The following is a 15361-nucleotide window of genomic DNA, read 5'->3' as shown; positions in this document are numbered from 1 at the left end:
ATCAGTCCTTGGTCCAATAGTTGGCATCTTGCAGCAGCACATGGTATCAGGGATAATACCACGCATTCAACTCATTAAAACAGATTTGTGTTATGGCTATTCGCAAGATTGTTTATTTACCAGATGCTGTATTGCGACAAGTCGCAAAACCGGTAGAAACTTTTGATGACTCGTTACAGACGTTGATTGATGATATGTTTGAAACGATGTATAGCGTCAATGGCGTAGGGCTTGCCGCACCCCAAATCGGGGTCAGTTTGCGTTTATCCGTGATTGATGTGATTGGAGATAAAACACAGCAGATCGTGATTGCAAATCCCGAAATTATTACCGCGGAAGGCGAGAAAGAATATCAGGAAGGCTGTTTATCGGTTCCCGGTGTCTACGATACCGTGGTTCGTGCCGAGAAAGTGACGGTTCGTGCCCAGGATCGTCACGGACAGGCGTTTGAGATGACCGCCGACGGTTTGCTGGGAGAATGTTTTCAGCATGAGATTGACCATTTACATGGCAAATTATACATCGATCTGCTTTCACCGTTGAAACGGTCCATGGCCAGACGCAAACTGGAAAAATACAAACGTATGCTTGCACGCAAATCATGACTCGATTAAAAATAGTGTTCGCGGGAACGCCGGAGTTCGGCATTCCGTGTCTGAATGATATTCACAATTCACGGCATCAGCTGCTTGCCGTGTATACGCAACCGGATCGCCCTGCCGGGCGGGGGCGCAAGCTGCAGCCGTCGGCTGTGAAAAGTTGGGCGATTGAGCATAACATTCCTGTTTATCAGCCGGTTAATTTTAAAAATCCAGCGGCTGTTGAGGAGCTTGCGGCCCTGAAGCCGGATGTCCTGGTTGTCATTGCCTACGGTCTGATATTGCCGGCCAGTGTACTGGCCGCCCCTTCTCTCGGCTGTATTAACGTACACGCCTCCCTGCTGCCGCGCTGGCGAGGCGCCTCGCCCATTCAGCAGGCCATCTTGCATGGAGATGAGCAATCGGGAGTAACCATTATGCAAATGGACGCCGGTCTGGATACGGGTGATTGTCTAATCGAGCGTTCCTGCCGCATTGACGCGCAAGATACGGCAGGGATGTTGCACGATAAACTGGCAGCTCTTGCTCCGGAGGCTTTAATGACCGCTCTGGACTCTTTGGCGCAAGGCACGCTCAAGCGCCATCCTCAGGATAACAGCCGCGCTACGTACGCTGGTAAAATCAGCAAAACGGACGCCCGGATTGACTGGCGGCAGCCGGCTCAAGTCATCGAGAGGCAGGTTCGTGCCTTTAATCCCTGGCCGGTGGCGCATACGTTCCTTGATGAGGAGCCGTTGCGTGTTTATCAGTCCGAGACGGATGCCGGTGATAGTATGGCTGAACCCGGAACCATTTTAGCCATTGATAAGGAAGGCATGCTGGTGGCGACCGGAACGGGCCGCTTGCGGATCCGGATGTTGCAATTCCCGGGCGGGAAAGCCATGACGGTGGCTCAATGGTTGAATGCCGGTCGGGCGCAACAGCTTGTCGGTATGGTTTTGCGATGAAAAAAAATGAGCGTTTGCAAGCGTTGCGCGTGTTGGTCAAACTGACTGGAGACAAGGTCTCCCTTTCCCATTCCTTCTCCGCAACGAAGGATATCTCGCCTTTGGTACGGGAAATCTGTTTTGGAGTATGCCGCCATTATTTTCGTTTACAATGGGTTGCGGATAAACTGATGACCAAACGCCCGAAATCCGAGGATGTGTGGATAGTCATTCTGATGGGGCTCTATCAATTGCTTTACCTTAAGAAACCGGACTATGCAACGGTACAGGAAACCGTGGCACTGCTGGATGCTATCAAAAAATCATGGGCAAAGGGACTGGTCAACGCGGTTTTGAGGACCTGCTGCCGTGAGAAAAACGCGTTGCTGAATAATCTGCAGGAACAGGACGGCAAGATGAGCCACCCGCAATGGTTTGTGTCTCGTCTGCAAAAGGACTGGCCTGACTTCCTGGACGATATTCTGGCTGCTAACGATAAGCATCCTCCCATGAATTTACGTGTCAATTCATTGCATCTGAGCCGTGATGATTATCTTGCCCGTTTGCGGCACCTGGGTATTGCCGCTACTGCGAACCGCTATTCCCCGGACGGTGTCAAACTGGCTGTTGCCTGCGATGTGATGGAGTTGCCAGGTTTTCAACAGGGTGATGTATCCGTGCAGGATGAAGCCGCCCAGCTCGCAGTCTCCCTGCTGGCGTTACGGCCTGGATTACGAGTACTTGACGCCTGCTGTGCTCCGGGCGGAAAAACCGGCCATATTCTGGAGAGCGAAACACAATTACAGGAGTGCGTTGCGCTGGATATTGATGAGAGCCGACTGTTACGGGTGCGGGATAATCTGGCGCGGCTTGGTTTACAGGCAACGCTAAAACAAGGCGACGCGCTGAATCCCGCCTCGTGGTGGGATGGACAACTTTTTGATCGTATTCTTCTTGATGCCCCCTGTTCGGCAACGGGTGTTATCAGACGCCATCCTGATATTAAATTATTACGCACAAACGACGATATCAGCAAGGTATGTGCGCTGCAAAAAAATCTGTTAGCCCAATTGTGGCCCTTACTCAAGGCCGGCGGCAGGCTGGTATACGCAACCTGCTCCGTGATAAGGGAGGAAAACGAGTCGCAGATAGCCGGATTTGTTGCCGATCAGGCCGATTGCAAGCCTGTTTCGGAAGAAAAACCCTGGGGGCAATACACCGGTCATGGATGGCAGATATTGCCCGGGGAGGAGGATTGTGACGGGTTTTTCTATAGTGTATTAGATAAAATGGAGTAACACGTGTTGATCAATTGGCCGCTGATTATGGTGCTCATCGGTTTGTCCTTGCCGGGTATTTTAATTGCTGTTCCGAGATTAATTCACTTATTGCTTGCACGAAACAGTGATCAGTTAAAACGGAGAATCAGCCGTCTTGGCATGGTTCAGACCCTGTTTATGGTGATCTTGATGAGCGTTGGCGGCGCGGTTTTATCGTTGCGTACCGGCTTGAATGCCCCGGTTCTCGAGGGGATCCTGGCAGGAAAACCGGTCTTGTCCATGGTGCAGGCATTTCTGTTGCCTGTTTTTCTGGTCACCTTGTCTGGCCTTGTCATTTTTTTGTTGTTTTACTACGGGTTGATGCCGCGATACCTTGATCAGAATACCTTGACTATCATGCGCAGGATACGGGCTGCCTTGCGTCCGGATGGCTGTGTACTCTATGGAGGTGTGGTGGAAGAGGTCATTGCCCGTTGGGGGTTGATGAATGTTCTTGTCTATTTCAGTATTCTGCTTTTGGGCAGAAACAGTGATCTGGTTGTGTGGAACGCCATGCTTATCAGCAGCCTGTTGCTCAGCCTGAGTCATTTGCCGGCTTATATTGCGGCCGGTTGTAAAAACAATCGTTTTTTTCTGTATTCCATGGTGTTGCTGACCGGGTGGCAAGCGGTCATGTTCGGCTGGCTGTTTTGGCAGTATGGCTTGCTTGCCGCAATAATTTCACACATGTTGTTTCATCTGGGGTGGTACTGGTACGATAGAGCGTAAAGAATTTGCAAAGGCATCCATGCTTAAGGTTGATTTAATATTAACCATATATCCTGATTTTAGAGTAACCAGGATGAGTGAACGATGTCTTTATTCAGTACCAATCTACTCAGTGATTTTTCCCGCATAAGACAGCAAGTAACGGAAAACCCCGCTGATTATCAGGCCAGAACAGTGGAATTATCCTTGTTGAAACAGCTAAAGCAACGAGCTGTCCAGGGTGATGCCATGGCGCAATTTCGTCTGGCGCAAGCCTACCCTGAAAATTCCGCCCCTTATCGCAAATGGATGAAGGCGGCTGCCATGCAGGGAATCACCAATGCCATGCTGGAATTAAGCAAAATTTTACTGGCCTCCCAACCCGCCAGCAATATCAGAGAAGCCGCCGGTTACATCACTACGATTCTGCATTCCCGGGATTCCTTCATGAAAGTCCAGGCAAATAAACTCTTGCGGGAGAATCCGTCATTACAGGATATCGTCGAACGTGAAATGAAAACCTGTACTTCCGGCCGTTGTTCAAGGATTGGTTTTTTTGCAGCGTCAATCCCGGATACCGCCGATAATGCTGTTGAAGACGCGCTGGTGGACACACCATCCTGCGTCTGATGGCTTTCGTCCGGCGAACCATTCCGTTTCGCACCGTTGCGGGTTAGCGCCAGTTTATGAAACAATAGCACAACCCATGGTGACGCGTTTCTCGCAGGCTATTTTATGCCCACTCAATACCAACAGCTCTCCGTGCAAGCCTTGCAGCCCGGGCGTTATCAGCCACGATTGCATTTTGATCAAAAGGCACTGGAGGAACTGGCTCAATCCATTCTCAGCCAGGGGTTGATTGAACCGATAGTGGTTCGGGAAATCGCTTTGAATCATTATGAAATCATTGCGGGCGAGCGGCGGTGGCGAGCCGCAATGCTGGCTGGTTTGCAAGACATTCCCTGTCTGGTCGGCGAATACACGGACGAACAGGCGGCTGCCCTGACGCTGGTGGAAAATATCCAGCGCCAGGAGTTAAATTTGATTGAGGAGGCCGGAGGATATCGGCGGTTGTGTGACGAGTTTCATTTCCAGCAGGAAGAAATTGCAACGCTGGTAGGAAAATCACGCAGCCATATTGCCAATATTTTACGCCTGCTTAGCCTGGATGAAAAGGTACAGGCGTTCATCAAAACAGGCCATTTGTCTCTGGGGCATGCCAGGATGCTGGTTGGTTTGTCACCGGGGCGACAAATTGCCCTGGCCGACTCGGTTGTAGCGGAACAGTGGTCTGTGCGCCAGCTGGAAGAGAAAATCCGGTTATCTAAATCCCCATCGCCAATGCCTGGCAATCCCGGACGTGATCGTGATATTGAACGTTTGCAAACGCTGTTAGCCGAACAAATCGGTGCTCCTGTACAAATTATTAACGAATCCGGCGCCGGAGGCTGGCTGCAGGTAAAATTTTTTGATAATGATACCCTGGCGGGACTTCTTGAGAGGCTGGGCTTACGATATGATTAGCATACGAACTGTATCCCCGCTCCGGATATTTGAAACACTGACGCATTAAATTCAAATAGTCGGGACTCCTATTGAAAGGAAACGAAATCGATGAAAAGGATATTGTCAGGTTTCATAGTAAGCATGTTGTTTTCCGCCTCATTGCATGCCAGTTTTCAAAGCGGGGCGGATAAACTGATTAATCAGGTGGATCCGGCAATTAATATTGGCGTTGAAGTGGTTGATCTGACCTCGGGCGCAACGATTTACCGTCGCAACCAGAATCGTTCCTTTATTCCTGCCAGCAATATGAAACTTTTTTCCGATGCGGCCGCGTTGATGGTGCTTGGGCCGGATTACCGATTCCGAAATCAACTGAGTGCCGGGGTATCCCGTCTGAAGGATGGTGTTTTTAAGGGAACAATATACCTGAAATTGCCGGGCGATCCGTCGTTTACCCGGGCTCGTCTGGCGTCCTTGCTCGCATCCCTGAAATCCTGGCATATTAACCGGATCATCGGCAATGTTGTGATTGACAGCAGCCATGTCAATATACACCCGTACGCGCCGGGCTGGATGGTGGAGGATTTGGCATACAGTTACGGAGCTCCTCTGGCACCGGTGATTATCGATGCGAATCGGATGACGGTTACCGTAAATCCGGGCAATAAACCCGGTGCGCCTGCCATAGTGGAATTACCGAAAGATATCGGCGGAATTGCTATTAACAATCAGGTGAAAACGAAGGCATCGGCTGCGAAATGCGGCGTTGATTTTTCAATGGACAAGGATAACCAGTTAACGGTAAGGGGTTGCGTGGGTGTGAACCAATGGGCAATTCAGCAGAATATGGCCGTTCGTAATCCATTGGCCTATGCGCAGGGATTGATTCAAAAACAGCTTAACCGGCAGGGTATTGTTCTGGAAGGCGAGGTGGTGCTTGGCAAAACGCCATCCGGTTCCATGATGCTGGCAACGGATTTATCCAAGCCTGTTGCGCAATTGATGGCCGATACCTTAAAACCGTCGGATAATCTTTATGCTGACAGTCTTTTTTTACATGCGGCATCGAAATTACAGGGCGCACCGGTTAATTGGAGCGAGGCGCAGATTCTTATAAAAAAATTCATCCAGCAGCAAACCGGCATCCCGTTGAAAAACGCAGTGATGACCGATGGCTCCGGGTTATCACGTTATGATTTGCTCACACCAAGCCAGACCGTCGGGTTATTACGCTTTTTATATGAGCGTTTTCCCCTCTCCTATGAATACATTGCCGCCTTGCCGATATCCGGGCGTGACGGGACGTTACAACGACGGTTTAAAAAGCCGAACCAGAAAGATATGGTTCGGGCAAAAACAGGTACGATGAGGGGGGTTGTCAGTTTGTCCGGCTATCTTTATACGGCCAATGCCCATACCTTGGCTTTCGCCATCTACATTAATAATTTGCCCGGTACCAAGTTGTCTGTTTCAGGACGTTACCGTTATTTGGTGGACGCTTTATGCAGTTATTTTTTACAACAGAAACCAGCCAATAATTCCTGGGTCAGAGTGTTAGGCAAGCATCCTCGTCTTAAATATCAGCAAAATCCAACCCAAAGTGAAATACAACGCAGACGGAATGCAAGATGGCGGCGTCTGGAAACCCTGGTGAAACAAGCCTTGAAAGGACAGTCGGTGACCGTTTTATATCGCAACAATGAACTGATTCTCAGAGATCATCAGGTTGATTTCAATAAGGTGATGCAGGCATTATCCAATGTTCGGAAAAAGCATCCTTTCGCTGTTGCCGTGGCCTCCAAAACAATACCAAATACTCTGGGAAGGCCTCTTATTCTCTGGACAGATGTGTTTAACTCCCGGGCTTCCGAACAACGAGTCTGGACCATCAGAGAGGCTTCTAGCTAGGTTTTGTGAACAAAAATTTTCTTCGCACCATTTTTTGCGAAAAAAAAGTAGCCCGTAAGGAGGCCTGCGGCCGTATTGCGGGTTTGATGTGCCACTTATGAACGTTTTCCCGCATTACGGCTTCGCCTTCATGACGGGCTACAAGACATTATTATTTGTTGCGCAACAATAGTTGCCTTGTTTTCGATGTCATGCAAACCCGGGCTTAAAGCAAGAAAAGGGTTGTTTTTGAGCGCTATGCTATAATTTTTTTCATAAGCCACTGTATTTTTTAATGTATGCCCCGAGCCAAGACTGTTCAACACGCAGACAAGTCGATAAAGCAATTGCTTGAGAAAACAGCCCTGCTTGAAGCGGCGCTTAAACAGGTGCGCAGTGAGCAGGAAACGTTAAAACAGCAGCTTGGGATTGAAGGGAAATTATTGGAGGCGCTGCGTCAGGAACTGGTGCTCAGAAATGATGAGATATTGAGTTTGCAGGAAAATATCCAGAAAAAGAAAGGAAGGATTTCGGAACTTAAGAAGGCGGTTCGTTTTTTGCAAAACGAACTGGCGGCGAAGCAGCAAGAAAATTCCGAGTTACGTTCAGAGCTGGATGGGGGGAGGGACAAGTCGGTGCGCATCAAAAAAGACGCTTCGGTTTCGGAATATCAAGTGCTTCATGATGACAAAACACCGCCGCTTACCGACGAGCCAGCCTTGTCACCCGACGCACTTAATCAGGCAGCAAACAAGGGCGTGGCCAAGGAGCAAATTAATCAGCTTGTTTCCGGTTTGAGGGAACACATCGAGCAGTTATCCACTCGAAAAAGTCGTTTTTGCAGCCACTTTTTTCACCGGCTTCATTTTAAAAACCGCAATACTTATCTTAAGGAGTTGAGCCGGATTGTTCAATCCGAATTTTCTCCCGCTGAGAAATTACATCAATTCAAGGATGCTACTGAAGTTTATTTGGCAGCACTAATCGATCACCACTCTGTACGGTATTTATCTAATTTTTATGAATTTTTTGATGGCGCCCAGCCTACAAAATATGAACTGGAGCAGCTTTGGAAAAAAGAGATGTCTATCGATCTGGAAGACTCTATTATCAATAAAATGAACCAGCTTGCCGTGGAAAGCAAACGACAACAGAAATCTTCCCGCGGAGACTGAACCATTGCTATGGTGATTTTGATAAACGAAACCGGGCAATTTCCCGGGTAACCTGGCCAAAATCATCCGTATAACCCACTCCAATAGCTGCGGCGGTAAACGTTACCGGTTGATGCGGACTTGCATGCCGGTATTTGTTAATCAGAGCATCCGTTTTTTTCTGGAAAGCTTCGGCGGTAGCGGTGTCCTGAAACGTTTTCGCCATGATGCTGATATGGGGGGCGAATTCAAAAAACACATTGGGACTGCCATACCGTTCAAAAGCCTCGCGTTTGGCGGGGATCGCTTGTGCCCAATCCGGTATGCGGGCGTTAAAATCCCGCAAAGGGTGAAGACGAAAAACGCTGTCATCGCTGAGCTGCCGCAGCTTGTTGTTTGAGCCGTCAGGTTGTTTGGGGAGCGTGATGTCCAGCATCACATAATTGCCTGCGGTGACAAAAAATTCAGTGGCGGTGATGTCTATCGGTGACCACCGTCGTGAAAGAATCTCTACCTGTCGAATAATTCTTGCGAGCTTGTCATCCCTATACTCTGTTAAATAAAGGGTCACGTGGATGGGACGGGATTTAAGAAAAGGGGTTATTTGATAGTTATCCAACAGTCCTTCGTTTTTTAAAAACCGGTTGAAATCAGCGATAGTTTGATAAATTGCGGGTTGCTCGGCAATGAGATAAACGTTAATGGATTGACCTGCAAGCGCTTGCCGGGTAATGAGCAGGAGTGACAGCACAACAACGGCTTTTAAACAGTTCGGAATCATTTTTTACTCCTTGAATCAACCCAGCCCGCAAATCAGCCTGTCAAATTAATCTTACTGCACCGGGAAATTAAAATAACTGTGCGGGTATGGTTCCTGTGACAGGGTAAAATGCCACCATTCCTTGTTATAGGGTGTAAAACCGTTTTGAATCATCAAGCGTCGCAAAAACAACCTGTTTTTATGTTGCTGTTCGCTTAAATCCGGGTAAAACACATGGGCACTTTTATCAAGACAGTCAAAGCGTGTGCCGGTGTTGATGGTGCCGTCGTCAATGTATTTGGTTGTTTTACCGAAACATCGAATACTGGTTGTTCTGGTCTTATCAGAAACGCTGTTTTCAGGTGATAGCTTGACCAGGGTCAAATCCAAGGTGCTGCCGCGGCTATGTCCTGAGTGACGAGCGATATATCCTTTGGCAAAAAGCGTCTTTTTTTCCTCACGGGGATAGTAATATCGTTTCATGCGCGTGTCGTTCGGATTTTGACTCCATTGATAAAAAGCGTTCACCGCCCGGGTTGGCCGATAACAATCATAAACTTTCACACGGTAGCCTTTTTTCATGGCCTCTTTCTGGACGTCGGCGAGATGCCTGGCTGCGGCAATGGTCAGGATACAACGCCCGCTTTGATAGCCGGGAACCGGTTTGCCGATAAAATTACCGGAACCGGCATAGCGTATGTCCTCGATGATTTCCGGAGCCACATCCTGTAAATAGACAAAGCCGGGCGGTAAAGCGTGGAGACAGGTGCTTGTCAGGGCAAGAAAGATTAATGAAGCGATGCGATGATTCATAAAAAAAATGATAATAAGAACAAGATCATTATGATAGCGCGCTGCCGGTAACTTGCAACATTGTACCGGATAATTGATTCATGAAAATCCTCATGGTTCCTGTTTTTACCAAAGAACCGCAGCCCGTAAGCAGGCCTGCGGCCGTATTACGGGTTTCATGATCCAATATTGTCTCATGAGAACAGGTGAGTGCCTATGGGAGCGTTATCCCGCTACAGGAAACACTACAAAAAAGGATAAATCACACACTTTTTTGCAGCCCGGCGATAACTTTAAAAACACGCCTTAATAATACTCCACGGTGGTTGTGGTGACATCCACGGGTTCCTCATCCAGAATCGTGATGGATTGATAAGGCGGCGCTACATTGACCTGGCGATATTCCACGATTTCCGTATTTCTGGTGCAGCAACAAGCGCTCAGCATAAAAATAACGGGTATTAATGCTATCCATTTCATACGGGTTCCCTATTGAACTTGCCTGGTTAAAATTGTAGATTATTTGAACAGAAATTGCCAGTTGAGCTTATGGCCCTTCGGTTTTTTTCATAGCCAAATAATCTCATGACGACAGCCTCTAATCATCCCCGGGTTTTTTATTGTTTAAAAAATAGAGAAATGCGAGTAGTTGTGCGACTGCGACGTAAAGGGAAGGGGGTATTTCATCACTTAATTTAACCTGGGCAAGCAATGCGGTGAGTTCCGGGTCTTTTTCCAGCGGGATGCCATGCTCTCTGGCTGCTTTAATGATTTGTTCCGCTACGGCTCCCTCGCCTTTGGCTGTAACCCGGGGCGCGGATTTGCCGTCATAATGCAGGGCAATGGCTTGCGGGTTATCTTTTTTCATATTTTTAAATCCAGAAGTGACAGGTGATGTCCGTCAATGTTGTTGTCGTTCAATCCCTGGTGTAATCCCCAGGTGCCTAATTGCAAGCCCAATTGCTCAATTAATGCGGAAAATTGCGCCTCATTGGAAGCCAGAAGATCAAGCGTGTCCGGCTTTTCTGCGTTAATTTGCACATCAATAGTCGTGTTGTTGATTGAAACCGCTCCTTGTATATCTCCCAATTCGGAGAGATTCAAGGCAAAGGATATACTCCATTTTTTCGGCATGAAACCCTCCTGTCGTTCTTCCTTGATCATCAAGGACACGGCTTCGGGGCCGGATTCGGTTTGGACAGGCAAATCAAGCATCAAACTGTAAGGTGGATCCGATTGCATGGCATGAGCAATTTGAAAGGTTTTTATGCGGGCCAGGACATGGGCAGCCTGTTCGCTCAATGCCGACAACAGCTTTTCGACAGGCAGATTGGCGATTGATTGTTGGTCTGTTCGCGGCTGCGGTTGCGGAACAGCGCCTTTTAAGGGCAGGGACTCATGGGCCAGTAAAGGATACGTGGCATGGGCAAGTGATCGGCCGGTGGGTTCAATCCCATATGCGGCAAGGGTTTTAAGCAAAATCAGATACTGTGCTTTCATATCTCGCCGCAGATTCGTATCGGTCGTATTGTTGCGGGCATTCAGTAAGGCGGCTTCCAAAAATAACCCGCTTTGACTGACGGCTTTGGCCATATCCCGGGGTAATTGCGTCAATGAGGAGATATTTGCCAATAATTGTGAAATTTGCTGTTTAAGATCCGACGGTAGACTGGTGTGGCCGGTGAGGGTATTTAATATGGCCAGTAAACGGCCCGGGGGTACCTGGTACGGTAAATTTTGTGCCAGCGCGGTTTGTATCAGGCTTTGACCGGGTTTGCTGTCAGGAATAACCTTGAGGATGGTTTCATCTCCGATTTTCATGACTTGCACTTTCATTAATTCACCGGGCGAAAAATGGTGTGAGGTTTTGGCATTAATATTCTGGCCGTTAATGTTTATGGTGACCTGATTTTCCGTCAGGGCGGTAACGACCACGGTTTTAAGAACCTGTCCCACATAGAGATCGATAGCCGGCTTGGCCAGTTTGAATTCCTGGGCAGGATTGGGTCGAAGATTCTGTAAAGAGGACGGATCCGTGATCATGGTGATGTACGCCTGTTCTCATTGTTTTGTTGCGAGATAATTCCTGCCAGGTCAATTAATTACTTGTCTTTTCCAAAGTCGTTTCACTATACTGATGCTCACTGTTATCGGCTGAGAATTCCATTTCTTGATGGTCAACCTGTCGAAAAGGATATCTTCTTCACAAAAAGCACGGGTAACGACGGAATACTAACAGAACAGGGTGTGAAGATGTTAGATAGAGCAAGTGTCGTGGATACACAATTTATTAACTGCGTTCAAAAAGGTGAATTCCCTCTCGCCAAAACCCTTACGTCACCGCATGACGCGGGTATGGATAAAAAGACGGCCATTGAAATTTTTGACTCCCAATTGAAATCACGATTACTGGATATCATTGCCCGTCAGTTGAAAGAAAAAGGCTTGTCTTTTTACACTATTGGAAGCAGTGGTCATGAAGGCAACGCGGTATTCGGCCATGTGTTCAGATACACGGATATGGCTTTCCTGCATTACCGCAGCGGGGGTTTTTATTTACAACGGGCCAAGCAGATCCCGGGGCATGACGGGGTTAAGGATATGCTGCTTTCCCTGGTTGCCGCGGCGGAAGAACCCATTTCAGGCGGCCGCCACAAGGTCTTTGGCAGTTTGGCGTTACATGTTCCACCACAAACCTCAACTATTGCTTCCCACCTGCCCAAGGCACTGGGTGTGGCATTGTCTATTATCCGTGCCAGGGAATTGTCTACCCCGGCTCAATTACAGCCCGATAGCGTCATTCTCTGTTCGTTCGGCGACGCCTCGGTGAATCATGCTTCGGCCCAGACGACGCTAAATGCCTGTTCCTGGATTGCAAGTCAGAATTATCCGTTGCCCATCGTGTTTATTTGTGAAGATAATGGTCTTGGTATTTCAGTACCCACGCCGCAAGACTGGATTGAATCGTCCGTGAAGCATCACCCCGGACTCCACTATCTGGCTTGCGACGGTTTGAATATCGCTGATGTTTATTTAAAGGCACATCAGGCCATGCAACTGGCACGGGTAAAAAAACAACCGGTTTTCCTGCATATGCGTTGTGTGCGTTTGTTGGGACATGCCGGTTCCGACATTGAATCCCAATACCATAATCAGGCGAAAATTGAGGCCTGCGAAAAAGATGATCCGTTATTGCATACGGCCAGAATCCTGGTGCAGGCGGGTTGGATAAGCCGGAAAGCGATTATTGATTTATACCAGGATAATCGCTCGTTGATCGAGGCGAAGGCTATGGAAGTGATCCGTTTGCCCCGTCTTGCGAGTGCGGCTGAAGTGATGTCGTCCCTGATACCCTCCCCCCGTAACAACGAGGATTATCCCCTGCCGGACGAGGCAATGAGAACCCGGGTTTTTGGTAGCGCGTTTAACCAGTTGACGATGAAGCGAAACCTTTGTCAGCAGATTAATTTCGCGTTGACCGACCTGATGATGCAATACCCCAATATGCTGATTTTTGGTGAAGATGTCGGCAAAAAAGGCGGTGTTTACCGGGTGACGGCCGATCTGCAAACCCGTTTCGGACAGCGCCGCGTCTTTGATAGCTTGCTGGATGAGACAACGATTTTGGGAACCGCGATAGGTCTGGCTCATAACGGCTTTGTACCTGTCCCCGAAATTCAGTTTCTCGCTTATCTGCATAACGCCGAGGATCAATTACGCGGGGAAGCGTCTACCCTGTCTTTCTTTTCCAACGGCCAGTATCAGAATCCCATGGTGATTCGTATTGCGTCATTGGCTTATCAAAAAGGATTTGGCGGCCATTTTCATAACGATAATTCCATTGCGGTATTACGGGACTTACCGGGCGTCATTGTGGCTTGTCCGTCCAATGGCCCTGATGCTGCGAAAATGTTGCGGACTGCCATGTATCTTGCCCATAAGGAAGGACGGATTGTCGTTTTTCTCGAACCGATCGCCCTTTATATGACCAGGGATTTGCATGAACCGGGTGACAATGGCTGGCTTTTTGAATACCCGGCGCCTGACGAGGTGATAAAAACCGGTGAAGTGGGGGTTTATGGCAAAGGGGATACGGTGATTCTGACCTATGCCAATGGTTATTATTTGTCGCGTCAGGCGGCTAAGATTCTGAAGGAAGAACACCAGGTTGACGTTAAAATAGTTGATCTTCGCTGGCTAAGTCCCTTGCCTGAAGAAGCCATATTGCGCGAAATCGCCAAAGCGAAACGGGTGTTGATCGTTGATGAAGGTCGGCGAAGCGCTTCTCTGAGTGAAGGGTTGATGACTCTGTTAATGGAACAGGCGTCTTCCCGTCTGAAAATACGACGTTTAACCGGTGAGGATTGTTTCATTCCATTAGGAACAGCCTGGCAATATTTATTACCCGGTCGTGATTCCATAGTAGACGCCGTGTTGGCGTTACACGCAGTTAAAAAGGAGAAAGAAGGTGGACGATTTGCTATTTCTTGATGAACAATTGCACGACGACGAACGCATGATTCGCGACAGCGTCGCTCGCTTTGTCAGCAATGATGTGGTTCCGCTTATGGCCGAATCGTTTGAACATGGCCATTTTCCGCAAGAGCTGATAAAAAAATCAGCCGATCTGGGTTTGCTCGGTTTAACGCTGCCTGCCCAATATGGCGGAGCGGAGGCGTCTTATGTGGCTTATGGTCTGGTTTGCCAGGAACTGGAAAAAGGCGACAGCGGTTTGCGCAGTTTTGTTTCGGTCCAGAGTTCGTTGTGTATGTATCCTGTTTTTCGCTATGGCAGCGAAGCTCAGAAAAAACGATTTCTGCCCGCTATGGCGGCAGGCGATGTGATCGGATGCTTTGGCCTCACGGAACCGGATTCCGGTTCGGATCCGGCCAGTATGCGCACGTATGCGAAAAAAGTGGACGGCGGTTGGGTGCTCAACGGCGCCAAAATGTGGATCACGAACGCGTCCATTGCCGATATTGCCATTGTCTGGGCCAAAACCGAAGACGGGATACGCGGTTTTATTGTCGAAAAGGAATTCAAGGGATTCAGCAAGCCGGAAATCAAGCACAAAATGTCGTTACGGGCTTCCATTACCGGAGAATTGGTGTTTGAAGATGTTTTTGTGCCCGATGAAAATCTGTTACCGGGTAGTGAGCGAGGATTGGGCGCTCCGCTCAGTTGTCTTAGCCAGGCACGCTATGGCATAGCCTGGGGCGCTATGGGGGCGGCTATGGCCTGTTTTGACATCACCCGCGATTATTTGCTGGAACGCAGGCAATTTGGCAAACCATTGGCTTCCTTTCAATTAATTCAGAAAGATCTGGCTGACATCTATACGGAAATCATCAAGGCGCAATGCCTGAACCTGCAGATTGGGCGTTTGAAAGACCAGCAACGTGAGACGCCGGTGATGATTTCTCTGGCCAAAGGCAATGCTTGTCGCGAAGCCTTGGCGATCGCAAGAAAATGTCGCAACCTTCTTGGCGGAAATGGCATTAGTCTGGAATATCATATCATTCGGCATATGTTGAATCTCGAGTCCGTGTTTACCTATGAAGGTACGGACAACGTTCACACCCTGGTTCTGGGGCGTCACATAACCGATATCAACGCGTTTGAATAACCTTTTCGTCCGGGATGCCCGCTATCCCGGACACAATTCAGGCTCTGCGAACCAAAATTTTCACAGTTGCAAATGCGGCTAATT

Annotated in this window: 15 protein-coding genes; 10 read left to right on the top strand and 5 right to left on the bottom strand. The window is 48.6% G+C overall.

Features of this window, described 5'->3' with window-relative positions; genetic code table 11:
- Positions 1-92: 92 nt before the first annotated feature.
- The 8 genes from def (at position 93) to CKW05_RS13740 (ending at position 8120) form a co-directional block, all read left to right on the top strand.
- Positions 93-605, top strand: coding sequence for a peptide deformylase (gene def / locus CKW05_RS13775; protein ID WP_058482739.1), 513 nt, complete (start codon positions 93-95; stop codon positions 603-605).
- Entirely contained in the window at positions 602-1546 is a 945-nt protein-coding gene (fmt, locus tag CKW05_RS13770) for a methionyl-tRNA formyltransferase (protein ID WP_058482738.1), read from the top strand. The genes def and fmt overlap by 4 nt, the downstream gene beginning before the upstream one ends.
- Positions 1543-2823, top strand: coding sequence for a 16S rRNA (cytosine(967)-C(5))-methyltransferase RsmB (gene rsmB, locus CKW05_RS13765; RefSeq protein ID WP_058482737.1), 1281 nt, complete (start codon positions 1543-1545; stop codon positions 2821-2823). Before fmt ends, rsmB begins: the two co-directional genes overlap by 4 nt.
- A gap of 3 nt (positions 2824-2826) precedes the next feature.
- The gene (locus CKW05_RS13760; RefSeq protein WP_058482736.1) at positions 2827-3573 is read left to right on the top strand and encodes a CPBP family glutamic-type intramembrane protease; all 747 of its coding nucleotides are present in this window, start codon (positions 2827-2829) and stop codon (positions 3571-3573) included.
- Positions 3574-3657: 84 nt separating this feature from the next.
- On the top strand, positions 3658-4182 hold the full coding sequence (locus tag CKW05_RS13755) for an SEL1-like repeat protein (protein WP_058482735.1): 525 nt from the start codon (positions 3658-3660) through the stop codon (positions 4180-4182).
- 105 nt (positions 4183-4287) lie between these two features.
- A complete protein-coding gene (locus CKW05_RS13750) occupies positions 4288-5076 on the top strand; it encodes a ParB/RepB/Spo0J family partition protein (RefSeq protein WP_095140665.1) in 789 nt (262 codons plus the stop codon).
- Positions 5077-5166: 90 nt separating this feature from the next.
- The gene (gene dacB / locus CKW05_RS13745) at positions 5167-6966 is read left to right on the top strand and encodes a D-alanyl-D-alanine carboxypeptidase/D-alanyl-D-alanine endopeptidase (RefSeq protein WP_058482734.1); all 1800 of its coding nucleotides are present in this window, start codon (positions 5167-5169) and stop codon (positions 6964-6966) included.
- Between the two features lie 278 nt (positions 6967-7244).
- A complete protein-coding gene (locus CKW05_RS13740; protein ID WP_058482602.1) occupies positions 7245-8120 on the top strand; it encodes a hypothetical protein in 876 nt (291 codons plus the stop codon).
- 7 nt (positions 8121-8127) lie between these two features.
- Here CKW05_RS13740 and CKW05_RS13735 read toward each other — a convergent pair whose 3' ends face one another.
- From CKW05_RS13735 to fliK, 5 genes are all read right to left on the bottom strand, one after another.
- Positions 8128-8880, bottom strand: coding sequence for a 2'-5' RNA ligase family protein (locus tag CKW05_RS13735; RefSeq protein ID WP_058482603.1), 753 nt, complete (start codon positions 8878-8880; stop codon positions 8128-8130).
- Between the two features lie 51 nt (positions 8881-8931).
- Entirely contained in the window at positions 8932-9672 is a 741-nt protein-coding gene (locus CKW05_RS13730; RefSeq protein WP_058482604.1) for a M15 family metallopeptidase, read from the bottom strand.
- 285 nt (positions 9673-9957) lie between these two features.
- Positions 9958-10131: a hypothetical protein gene (locus CKW05_RS15460; RefSeq protein WP_165481195.1), complete on the bottom strand. Its 174-nt coding sequence runs from the start codon at positions 10129-10131 to the stop codon at positions 9958-9960.
- A gap of 118 nt (positions 10132-10249) precedes the next feature.
- The gene (locus CKW05_RS13725; RefSeq protein WP_058482605.1) at positions 10250-10519 is read right to left on the bottom strand and encodes an EscU/YscU/HrcU family type III secretion system export apparatus switch protein; all 270 of its coding nucleotides are present in this window, start codon (positions 10517-10519) and stop codon (positions 10250-10252) included.
- Positions 10516-11694: a flagellar hook-length control protein FliK gene (gene fliK / locus CKW05_RS13720; RefSeq protein WP_058482606.1), complete on the bottom strand. Its 1179-nt coding sequence runs from the start codon at positions 11692-11694 to the stop codon at positions 10516-10518. The genes CKW05_RS13725 and fliK overlap by 4 nt, the downstream gene beginning before the upstream one ends.
- A gap of 210 nt (positions 11695-11904) precedes the next feature.
- On the opposite strand from fliK, the gene CKW05_RS13715 reads away from it, so the two are divergent.
- Together CKW05_RS13715 and CKW05_RS13710 are read left to right on the top strand one after the other, a co-directional pair.
- Complete coding sequence (locus CKW05_RS13715; protein WP_058482607.1) at positions 11905-14142, top strand: thiamine pyrophosphate-dependent enzyme; 2238 nt, start codon at positions 11905-11907, stop codon at positions 14140-14142.
- Complete coding sequence (locus tag CKW05_RS13710) at positions 14120-15277, top strand: acyl-CoA dehydrogenase family protein (RefSeq protein WP_058482608.1); 1158 nt, start codon at positions 14120-14122, stop codon at positions 15275-15277. The genes CKW05_RS13715 and CKW05_RS13710 overlap by 23 nt, the downstream gene beginning before the upstream one ends.
- The last annotated feature ends 84 nt before the right edge of the window (positions 15278-15361 follow it).

Source organism: Legionella spiritensis (genome assembly GCF_900186965.1).
Classification (GTDB): Bacteria; Pseudomonadota; Gammaproteobacteria; order Legionellales; family Legionellaceae; genus Legionella_C; species Legionella_C spiritensis.
Note: the sequence above shows the minus strand (reverse complement) of the source record. Positions and strands in the feature narration are given on the sequence as shown.